The organism is Marinobacter sp. MMG032 (assembly GCF_040112695.1).
GTDB lineage: Bacteria > Pseudomonadota > Gammaproteobacteria > Pseudomonadales > Oleiphilaceae > Marinobacter > Marinobacter salsuginis.
This window is the reverse complement of the sequence record NZ_CP157802.1, coordinates 2,312,347-2,322,927: the sequence shown is the minus strand read 5'-3', so window position 1 is coordinate 2,322,927 and position 10,581 is coordinate 2,312,347. Positions and strand designations below refer to the sequence as shown.

Annotated in this window: 8 protein-coding genes; 2 read left to right on the top strand and 6 right to left on the bottom strand. The window is 55.3% G+C overall.

The features are described from left to right. Nucleotides 1–31: 31 nt before the first annotated feature. The 4 genes from ABNF92_RS10745 to ABNF92_RS10730 all read right to left on the bottom strand — a co-directional run bounded on the left by ABNF92_RS10745 (nucleotide 32) and on the right by ABNF92_RS10730 (nucleotide 6,799). A complete protein-coding gene (locus ABNF92_RS10745) occupies nucleotides 32–1,315 on the bottom strand; it encodes a diguanylate cyclase (RefSeq protein ID WP_349342126.1) in 1,284 nt (427 codons plus the stop codon). Nucleotides 1,316–1,348: 33 nt separating this feature from the next. After that, nucleotides 1,349–3,715: an EAL domain-containing protein gene (locus ABNF92_RS10740; protein WP_349342125.1), complete on the bottom strand. Its 2,367-nt coding sequence runs from the start codon at nucleotides 3,713–3,715 to the stop codon at nucleotides 1,349–1,351. 69 nt (nucleotides 3,716–3,784) lie between these two features. Further along, nucleotides 3,785–5,338, bottom strand: coding sequence for a PAS domain-containing methyl-accepting chemotaxis protein (locus ABNF92_RS10735; RefSeq protein WP_349342124.1), 1,554 nt, complete (start codon nucleotides 5,336–5,338; stop codon nucleotides 3,785–3,787). 204 nt (nucleotides 5,339–5,542) lie between these two features. Then, nucleotides 5,543–6,799: an FAD/NAD(P)-binding oxidoreductase gene (locus ABNF92_RS10730; protein ID WP_069182432.1), complete on the bottom strand. Its 1,257-nt coding sequence runs from the start codon at nucleotides 6,797–6,799 to the stop codon at nucleotides 5,543–5,545. A 221-nt stretch (nucleotides 6,800–7,020) separates the two neighbouring features. Here ABNF92_RS10730 and ABNF92_RS10725 point away from each other — a divergent pair, with 221 nt between their 5' ends. Next, nucleotides 7,021–7,464 (top strand): hypothetical protein, encoded by a 444-nt coding sequence (locus ABNF92_RS10725; RefSeq protein ID WP_349342123.1) that lies wholly within the window; start codon nucleotides 7,021–7,023, stop codon nucleotides 7,462–7,464. Nucleotides 7,465–7,512: 48 nt separating this feature from the next. Here the strand turns inward: ABNF92_RS10725 and ABNF92_RS10720 are convergent, their stop codons facing one another. Continuing rightward, nucleotides 7,513–8,058 carry a rhodanese-like domain-containing protein gene (locus ABNF92_RS10720; protein WP_349342122.1) on the bottom strand — a complete coding sequence of 182 codons (546 nt, stop codon included), beginning with the start codon at nucleotides 8,056–8,058 and terminating at the stop codon, nucleotides 7,513–7,515. Nucleotides 8,059–8,122: 64 nt separating this feature from the next. Next, complete coding sequence (locus ABNF92_RS10715) at nucleotides 8,123–8,749, bottom strand: peroxiredoxin (RefSeq protein WP_222465764.1); 627 nt, start codon at nucleotides 8,747–8,749, stop codon at nucleotides 8,123–8,125. A 251-nt stretch (nucleotides 8,750–9,000) separates the two neighbouring features. Here ABNF92_RS10715 and ABNF92_RS10710 point away from each other — a divergent pair, with 251 nt between their 5' ends. Further along, nucleotides 9,001–10,557, top strand: coding sequence for a phospholipase D family protein (locus tag ABNF92_RS10710; protein WP_349342121.1), 1,557 nt, complete (start codon nucleotides 9,001–9,003; stop codon nucleotides 10,555–10,557). Nucleotides 10,558–10,581 lie beyond the last annotated feature (24 nt).

Genomic DNA, 10,581 nt, shown 5'->3' with positions numbered 1-10,581 from the left:
GCCAGAATACGCTGTTTTTTGCCTGTCAGCTCTATTCAGCGCCGATTTCGCTGACGACGACCTGATTTCTGCCTGCCCGTTTTGCCTGGTAAAGCAACTGGTCGCATGCTGACAGCAAATCCCGCACACCGTTGATGCTTTGGTCCCAGCATACGACCCCGGCACTCAAGGTAACGTTGAAGGGGGTGTCATCTTCACTGAGAAAACTCTCTGTCTCCATACCGATACGTAGGGATTCGGCAACCTGGCGGGCATCACTCAAGGTGGTGTGAGGCATCAGAACGATAAACTCTTCGCCTCCGGTGCGTGCAACAATGTCGGTTTTGCGAGTCCGCGTTTCGATCAGATTGGCCACCGTGCGCAATACCTTATCGCCGGTGAGATGGCCCCAGGAATCGTTGACGCTTTTGAAGAAATCGATGTCCAGGGAAAGCAATGAGAACGGATGGTTATAGCGGGCGGATTGGTCAGCCAGTTCCTCGAGTTTTCTGAGCAGGTATCTCCGGTTGTAGAGCCCTGTCAGTTCATCGGTAATCGTGAGGGCCTCCAGCTGGAATTCCAGGCGCTTCTGGTCGTCGATATCCGTAATAACGCCATGCCAGGTAGTACTACCGTCGGGATTTCTCTCCGGCTGGGAAACCCCTCGCAACCATCGGGGCTGGCCATCTTTGATGATGCGGTATTCACAAACCCATTCGCTTAGCGTCTTGCGGGAGAGTTCGATAGTCTCGTGAACTTTTGCGACATCCTCTGGGTGAATGGTTTCGAACATCCGTTCCGGGTTGGTCTGGGTTTCCGCGGCCGTTACGCCATAGAAATCCTTGGCCTTGCGGCTCATATAGGGGAAGTGAAAACTGCCATCTTTATTGAGAGTAAAGGTATATATGACCCCGGGGAGAGATTCGGCAAGCTGCTGCAGCTGGTGCTGGGAAACTTTCTCTTCCGTGACATCAAGATGCGTACCCATCAGCCAACGGCTTTCTGCCGTCTGGTCATTGTTGAACAGGGTTCCGCGGGTGTGGATGTAACGCCAGTCACCGTCCTTGTGAAGCATGCGAACCACGCACTCGAACTTGGTGGCCTCCCGGTTAAGGTAAGCATTGAGAGCCTCGTGGGCTGATTCGACATCGCTGGGATGACTGAGGCGCTCCCACGTCTCGAAGGATAGAGGTTCAAGCTCTTCCAGGGTATAGCCGAGCATACTGGCCCAGCGTTCGTTGAAGATAATTTCACCGGTGTCCAGATTGTATTCCCAGGTACCCGCGCCAGTACCATCGAGAATGGCATTGAGCCTTGTTTCTGCAGACAGATGCATGTGATCCCTCACACGAAGGCCGCGATTTCGCGGCTAGTTCTGGCCCGAACGATAACGGGCCCAAGTGAAAGTGTTGGCCCATTCGAGCGCTTCTGCAAGTGGAAGCGGTGGGCTGTAACGATAACCCTGGCCAACATCGCAGCCAAGAGACAGTAGACGCTCCTCCTGTTCGGCCGTTTCTACCCCTTCTGCCACAGTACGCCTCTGAAAACTCTGGGACAGGCGCAAAATCGCTTCTACGATCATCGAGTTATCCTGGTTCCCGATCAGATCTCCCACGAAGGTTCGATCTATTTTCACTTCCTGGGCCGGCAAGGTCCGGAAATAGTTCAATGACGAGTAGCCCGTGCCGAAATCGTCCAGGGAAATGCCCAGCCCGGCATTGCGGCAAACACTGAGGTTTTTCATGACAGTGGTGGTGTCGTCCAGGGCAGTGGTTTCAAGGATTTCTATGATCAGCCGGTCCCGGACCTCGTGAGGGCACTCGTTCATGGTGCCGGTGATGTCATCCGGGAAGTGCTCGCTCAGGAAGTGGGAGGGGCTCAGGTTGATGCTGACGGTATACGGCAACCCCAGGTTCATGAATTCGCAGATCACGCCGACTGCGCTTTCCATCACGAACAGGCCAACCTGTCTGGCGTATTCGGTAAATTCGAGGTGCTCCAGGAATCGGGCCGGCGACAGAAGCCCCTCCTCCGGGTGGTTCCAACGGATCAGTGCCTCAAAACCCTCTACCGATCCGGTGCGGTAGTTGATCTTGGGTTGGTAGTAGAGCTCGAACTGCTTTTTCGCCAGTGCCGCGTCAACCTGCTCGAGAACGCGGACACGCTCTTTCCGGGTATAGTGGGAGGCGAGGTCAAACAGGCTGTAGCTGTCTTTGCCCGCATCTTTTGCCGCATACATCGCTTGGTCGGCATGCCGGAGCAGTGTATCCGGATCCTCGGCGTCGTCAGGATAAACGGTCACACCCATGCTGGCCGACAGTTTCATGACAGAATTCTGGTAACTGATCGGGCGGCGTACAACTTCCAGAATGCGGTTGTAGACCGTCGAATCCTCCACATCCCGGAGTATGGCGACAAATTCGTCTCCCCCGAGACGACCGATGGCGTCATGTTGCCTCACAGTTGCTTTCAGGCGTTCGGAGATGATTTTCAGGACTGCATCACCAACTGCGTGGCCATGTTGGTCGTTGATGCCTTTGAAGCCATCCAGATCGATAAAACAGAGGGCAACTGTGCCTTCTCGCAGGTTCGCCTCGTGCAGCTCCTGGGTGAAAATCTCAGTGAGTTTCCGGCGGTTGGGCAAATCGGTGAGGGCATCGTAGTTCGCCGCTTTTTCAAGGCGTTTCTGGTGTTGCTGCTTCTCATGGTGCAACCTTTTGCGCTCGATCAGGTTGCCGAGGGTTTGCAGCAAAGGCTCGAGCTCTTCGGCCAGTTTTACTTTGTATCCGCCGAGACGGTTCGCCAGCCCCACCAGTCCAACTTGTTGATCGCCGGAAAACACCGGAATACCGATATAGGCATCAATATCGGGGTGCCCCTGAGGGAGCCCGCCGCGGCGAGGGTCGGTCGCGACATCGCTGGAAATGACCACCTCCCCCGAGGTCATGGGAAGTGCAATCAGGGTGTCCAGGCGATCGAACACAAGCCCCCGTCGTTCGACCTGTTGATACAACGCCTGGGTTTTGGGGTTCCAGGCAATATTGGTGATCGCTCCGATTTTCAGATAAGGGGCGCCATTCTCTTTTGACAGGGTTTCGCCAATAAACCCGAACTGGCTGCCGGTGAGCGACAGGAGATCGTTGAGCATCTGCTCGAAGGCCGCATTCTGGTTGTCACTGGTCAGAAAGACATTCAAAGCTCGCTGGATTGATCGGTTCAGGTGAGACACTTCCACGAATTCATGGTTCTCGATCGACAGGTACGTTCGCTCGAGCTCGTCCTCGATCATCGTGGCAAGGTTTCGGAGGATGTCCAGATCCAGTTCCCCGAAATCACGGGGCTGATCGTCGATGATGCAAATGGTGCCAATTTTGAAACCGGTCGGCTCACGTACTGGCATGCCGGCATAGAAGCGGATGTTGGGATGTCCGGTAACCAGTGGGTTCTGTGAAAAGCGAGGGTCCTTTGTAGCGTCGCAGACGATAAACGCCTTGTCCTGCTGAATGGCATAATCACAGAAAGCAACAGGGCGGGGGGTCTCGCTGACATCAAGGCCCTGACGCGACTTGAACCATTGACGGTTGGCATCAAGCACCGAAAAAAGAGCCGTTTTTACACCATAGTACTGGCGGGCAATCCGGGTAAGCCTTTCAAAACGGTCTTCCGGGGGCGTATCGAGAATGCCCAAACGCTCAAGGGCGGTGAGCCGTCGTTTTTCCAGGGTACTGCTATCCATGGTCGTGACTCACTTTGCTAGGCCGGGTGGTTATTTATTGAACAAAGCTCGGCGGCGTCCATCCTCCTGTCACTTGAAACGTACGACCAGCTCGTGCAAATCGTTCGCAATCTGCTCAATGTTTTTAACGCACTCGGTGGACTCTTCACCTTTGGACAGGTTGTTGGATGCCAGATCCGAGATTTTCTCCACTTGCTCGTTGATCTGATCCGACACCTGGGCCTGCTCCTCCACGGCAGCTGCCATCTGCATTGCCATTTCGGCAATGTTGGAGACGGATTCAGCAATGTCATTAAGGGTGCTCTCGGCCGAAAGCATTTTTTCCATGCCCTCGTCTGCCGAAAGCTTGCCCTCGTCGGCTTTCTGGTTGGCCTCCTCGGAGCGGGCAATCAGTTCGCTGACAATGCCATGGATTTCACTCGTTGAATTGCGGGTCCGGGATGCCAGGCCCCTTACCTCTTCGGCCACAACGGCGAATCCGCGTCCATGCTCGCCGGCCCTCGCCGCTTCAATGGCGGCATTCAGGGCCAGCAGGTTGGTCTGCTCTGCAATCTCTTCGATAATTTTTGCGGCTGAGGCTATCTGCTGAGTCTGCTGAGCCAACTCGCCAACGGAAGCGCTAATGCCATGAACGGAACCTTTGAGAGATTCAATGGCTTCCCGGGTCCCGCGCACAACGGAACGCCCCTCATTGGCAAACTCTTTTGCGCCATCGGCTCGCTCTGCCGTTGACTGGACGTTCGAGGAGACCTCCGCAATGGTCTGGGACATCTCGTGTACGGCTGCTGCAACCTGTTCGGTTTCGCCCTGCTGCTGTTTGAGGGCCTCCTGAGCTTCGAAGGTGACTTCGCGACCTTTCACAGAGTACAGTCGCATCTCATCGGCGGAGTCTTCAAGCCGGGTGAGTACCGCATCAAGGTGAGCTTGTTGGGCCCTCACTGCAACCTTGATACGTCCCAGTGGCAAATCATCATCGGTGTAGCTTCTTGCGGCCAGATCATCTGTGAAGCTGTGTGCCAGTAGCCTGGTGACCGAGCCCATCAGCTGTTTTCTGGCCAGATGCATCCAGCCGGCATAGGCAATCACGCCCCCAGCCAGCACAAGCTCGGACAACATTTTCTGGTCGGCAAGAAACAGTGCCCCTGTGACAATGAAAACAAGCGCCAAAAAGATGGTGGGGGGTTGGACGCGCCGCCAGAAAGGGGTTCCTGTTTTGCCGGCCCTAAGGGCTGCGTATAGCTTTTCTGCGCGCTCGACGTCCTTCCTGTCGGGACAGGATCTCACGGACTCGTAGCCGACTACCTTGCCGTTTTCGGTGACCGGGGTAACGTAGGCACTGACCCAGTAGAAATCGCCGTTCTTGCAACGGTTCTTTACCAGGCCCATCCAGGGCTGTCCGGCCTTAAGGTGTGCCCACATGTTCTCATAGGCGGCGGGTGGCATATCGGGATGCCGGACAATATTGTGAGGCTGGCCAATCAGCTCGTCCCGGCTGAAACCACTTACCTCCACAAAGGCCGAATTACAGTGCCTAATCTTACCTTTGAGATCTGTGGAGGAAATAAGTTTCTGATTGGGTGAGAAGGTTTTTTCGTTGTCCGTAACCGGTAGGTTTCTGCGCATTATCAACCCTGACATTAGCGTAAAAGACTTATTACCAAGTCAGGATAGGACAAATATTGCAATAACTCTATCGGTGGGAACGGTGAAGGGCCTCAGGAATTTCCCTAATGACAACGCCCGAGGCGCTACCCGCCAACGCGACACATGGCGCTGGCGGGCCGTTTGTTCGTGGGGCAGCCTCCATTGGTAAGCTTCTCCCAGGGGTTAACGCTTTGCGGGCCGGGCCAGCCACTCATGCCCCTTCAACATCCCGTGCCAATACAGCGTTGGCAGCTGCTTGGCCTTCAACCACCAGGCGGCCCTGGTGGCTTTGGTGCCATCGTTGATCCATTTCGGGAAGCTGGGCTGCAGTACTCCGCCATATCCGAACTCCGCCAGTACAATTTTGCCGTTTTCCACCGTCAGCGGGCAGGAGCCGTAGCCCAGATACGCGGCCTCAAGCGGCTGGTTTCGGAGCGTGGCCACCAGGTTCTCAGCCACCACTGGCGCCTGTTTACGCACTGCAGCGGCGGTTTTGGCGTTGCCGGTTCCGCTAACGTCCCCTAGCCCAAAGACATTGGTGTAGGTTTTATGGCGTAGGGTATCGTCCTCAAGATCCAGCCAGCCGCCTTCGTTGGCCAGGGCAGATTCACGAATCAGCTTTGGTGCCCGCTGGGGTGGGACGGCGTGCAGCATGTCAAAGCTGATCTCGCGCTCCTGGCTGTTGCCCTCGCTGTCGGTTGAGCGGAATACCGCTGTCTGTGCGGGCCCGTTTACGGCAACCAGTGTGCTCTGGAAATTCAGGTTGATGCCGTATTTTTCGATATAGGCTTCCAGGGCCGGGACGTAATCGGCCACACCGAACAGAACGGCGCCGGCGTTATGGAACTGGATATCCAGATTGTTCAGCACGCCGTGTTTGAGCCAGTAATCGGCAGACAGGTACATGGCTTTCTGGGGCGCGCCTGCACATTTGATCGGCATGGGAGGCTGACTGAAAAGCGCTCGGCCGTTCTTGAGATTCTGGACGAGGTCCCAGGTATAGCTGGCCATGCCCTCGCGGTAATTGGACGTGACCCCATTGGAGCCCAACGCCTCCTCCAGGCCTTCGATGCCGCCCCAGTTCAGCTCCAGCCCTGGAGCGAGCACCAGGGCTTTGTATTCCATGGAAGAACCGTCACCCAGAGTAACCCGGTTGTTGTCCTGGTCGATGGCGCTTACCGGTTGCTGGTACCAGGAAACAAAAGCGGGCATGACTTCTGCCATAGGCTTGGAGGTGACTTCCGGCCGGAAAACCCCACCACCCACCATGGTCCAGCCCGGTTGGTAATGATGCCGGGTAGCGGGCTCAATGATGGCAATGTCGATATTGCTGTCCCGCTTATGAATGCTGGACGCCACCGAGATACCGGCCGCCCCGCCGCCTACGATTACGACCGTATGGGTTTTGACGTTGCCCGTGGTGGTTGTGTTGCTGGTCATGCCTCGAACCTCTTGTCTTTGTTTGCTGCGCGCAAGTGAGCTTGAGATATATCAAAGGGTACCAAACTTATTAGTCTATGGTTAGAATAAAAGGAAATATGAGGGCGGGGTCAGCTTTAAGGCAGGCATAGCTCTGAAAGTGACTTTGTCACTGAAGCTCATTCCCTGGCCAGATACATTGATTTTGAAGTCTTTCGATCAACCAAAAAGGAGTTTTTCCCATGATCAAATCAATCAAGGCCGTCGCCGCAGCTGCACTGATTGCAGCCGTACCTTTCAGTGTTCAGGCCGACAGCCACAAAGGCGGCGTCGAAGAGGTGCTGGTCATCCTGTCCAGCGATTCGCTGCAAACCCAGGGCATGGCAATGGTGCTTTCGAACACCATGGCCCAGCAGGGAGCCAAGGTAAACGTGTTGCTTTGTGACAAAGCCGGTGACCTGGCACTCAAGTCCTACGAAGCGCCTGCGCTCAAACCCAAGAATGTAACGCCGGGGCAGATGCTGAGCGGCCTGTTGAAAAACGGTGGTGATGCTAAAGTCTGTGCGCTGTATCTACCGAACAGTGAATACAGCAAAGATGATCTGATTGATGGCGTTGGGGTGGCCATGCCGCCGGAAATGGCCGGCCAGATGCTGAACCCGAAGATGCGTACATTCACCTTCTGAGGGCGGAAGCCCGGGGGGCTGGACCGACCCCGGGCGTTTACATTCCAATCACGGACGATAGATTTTCTCTGGATTGAGCGTCATAGACCATGGCAGGCCTTCATTCTGCCAGCCATTCACAATTCTCATGCCTTTCTTTTTACCTTCTTTGGCACCACTGCCCTGAAAGCCGTGGTCAATGTATTTCACATTGGTGAAGCCCCGCTCCATCAGGTATTCGGCGCTGGGCTTGCCGCGGCTGGAACCGGAACGACACATGGTAATGACCAGGTCATCCCTGGTGAGGCCTTTTTCTCTCAGGGCTTCTTCTACCTGTGAAGCGAAATCCCGATTGGTGTTCATGGCAAACCGGTCTTTATCCGCGAGAAAGTCTGAGCGATCCGCCAGTTTGAACGGGATATTCTTGTCGACCACATCGGTGAAGCCGATAAACATAATTTCAATTGGATCCCGGACGTCGACAAATAGCAGGCGATCACCTTGCTCCTGAACGAGGTCATAGGTTTCCTGTGAGGTCAGGTAAAGCGCGTCTTCCGCCTGGGCGTTGAAGCCGATGGCAAGAGTGACAAGTAGAGCTGTCAGAATCTGTTTCATGGGGGGCCTCCTGCATTGGGGAGGCCCGCCAAACGGCGGGCCCCGATATTATCCGCGAACCGGATTACAGCTTGGTGGTGCGGAGGTACGGACGGATCTCATTCCAGCCCTGTGGGAACAGGCCTTTGGCTTCCTCGTTGGAAATGGAGGGCGGAATGATCACATCGCCTCCTTTGCGCCAGTCGGCCGGCAGGGCAACCTTGTTGGCATCACCGGTTTGCAGGGCATCGATGACCCGGAGGATTTCGTCGAAGTTGCGGCCCACCGCCATCGGGTAGGTCATGGTCAGACGAATCTTCTTGTCTGGGTCGATGATGAACACGCTGCGTACGGCCGCAGTTTCGCTCTCGCCGGGGTGGATCATTTCGTACAGTTCGGCCACTTTGTGGTCTGCGTCCGCAACGATCGGGAACTGGAGATTGCAGTTCTGGGTGTCGTTGACATCGTCAATCCACTTTACGTGCTCTTCCACGGTGTCAGTGGAAAGGCCCAGGGGCTTTACGTTGCGGGCTTCGAATTCTTTCGCCAGCTGAGCGGTGCGGCCCATTTCAGTGGTGCACACCGGCGTGAAGTCGGCCGGGTGGCTGAAGAAGAATACCCAGGAATCGCCGGCCCAGTCGTGGAAGTTGATCTGGCCTGCAGTACTGTCGATGGTGAAGTTCGGGGCGGTAGAGCCAAGCAATAAACTCATGATGAATCTCCTGTCGGGTTTTACTGGTGGAGGCTGTTGGCCTCTTGATGTCGGAATAACAATAACCCGTTCAGCAGCCGTTATCCAATATAGTTATATCTATAGAACAAATAGGTTTAACGAATTGAAGCCGCGAACCTCAGTATTGAATTGACAATATTTTGGAAACGCAGCTCTGCAACCTGTCCAACAGGTTTCTTTGTGCCATGATTCCAACTGATTGATTCGTCACGCGATGGCTCCCTGTATAAATGATCCTAAGCCGAACATCCTTCACACTGACGCTCTTACTGCTAACAAGTCTGTTGACCGGCTGCGCACTGCCCTCTCTGAAAGACCGGTCACAGTCTGAAGCTTTCTCGCAGGAGCAGACAGCAGGCACCCGCCTTGGCCGGGCAGTTGGGTACGAAGTCGAAAACCACCCTGGCCTGAGTGGTATTGCTGCACTGCAGAATCCCCTTGATGCTTTCGTTGCCCGAGCGTTGCTTGCCGAGGGCAGCGATCGACCCCTGGATGTTCAGTACTATATCTGGCAGGACGATATTACTGGCAAGCTGCTTCTGTACTCGCTGTATCGGGCCGCCGAGCGCGGCGTGCGGGTCCGGCTGCTTCTGGATGACAACGGCATCGCAGGCATGGATGAATGGCTGTCCGCACTGAATAATCATGACAACGTCGAGGTTCGGCTGTTCAATCCGTTCGTCATTCGCAGTTCCCGTGCCCTCGGCTTCCTGACCGAATTCGGCCGCCTGAACCACCGGATGCACAACAAGTCATTTACGGCTGACAACCAGGCCACCATCATTGGCGGCCGGAATGTTGCCGATGAGTATTTCGGGGTTGGCAGCGGTGCCCTATTCTCGGACCTGGATGTCCTGGCCATCGGGCCTGTCGTGGACCGTGTTTCGCAGGATTTTGATCGTTACTGGGCGAGTGATTCCTCGTATCCGGCGGATCGGTTGTTGTCTGCAGTCAGCGATGAAGATCTGGATGCGTTGGAAACCAGTCTTGCGGCCGTTGAACAGAATGCCGAGGCCCGTCGTTTTGTAGCGGCTTTGCGCAATTCAGATTTCCTTCAAGAGTTACTGGACCAGGAGGTGTCGTTTGTTTGGGCGCCGGTCGAGATGGTGAGCGATGATCCGGCCAAAGCCCAAGGCCTGGAAGAGGAGCACGGTTTATTGAGCCAACAGCTGGCCCTGGCCCTGGGTGAACCCGACAAGACAGTAACCCTGGTTTCGCCATACTTCGTTCCCGGTAATCCCGGCGTAGAGTTGTTTCGAGATCTGGAAGCGAACGGTGTGGAGGTGCGGATTCTCACCAATTCCCTGGAAGCCAACGACGTTGCGCTGGTGCATTCAGGCTATGCGAAATACCGGGAGGCTCTATTAGAAGCGGGTGTCGAATTGTTCGAATTGCGTAAATTCAGGTCGGAAAATGAAGACGAGCACCAGAGCTCTGGCGGCATGGTTGGGAGCTCTGCGGCCAGCCTCCACGCCAAAACCTTTGCCGTGGATGGCGAGACGCTCTTTGTCGGTTCCTTCAACTTCGACCCCCGTTCAGCGAACCTAAACACCGAGCTGGGTTTTCTGATCAAAAGTCCGGAACTGGCTGATGCTCTGGAGTCGGCCTTTCCCGAACAGGTCAGGCTGGCGGCCTACGAAGTAATACTGGACGAGGACGGCGAACTGCGTTGGCTGGAATTCAATGGATCGGAGACGATTGAGCACCATCATGAGCCCAATGTCGGCGCCTTCAAGAGGGCGTTGGTGTATCTGTTTTCGTTGTTGCCGGTGGAGCCTTTGCTTTAAGAAGGTAACGACAAAGCCGAGACC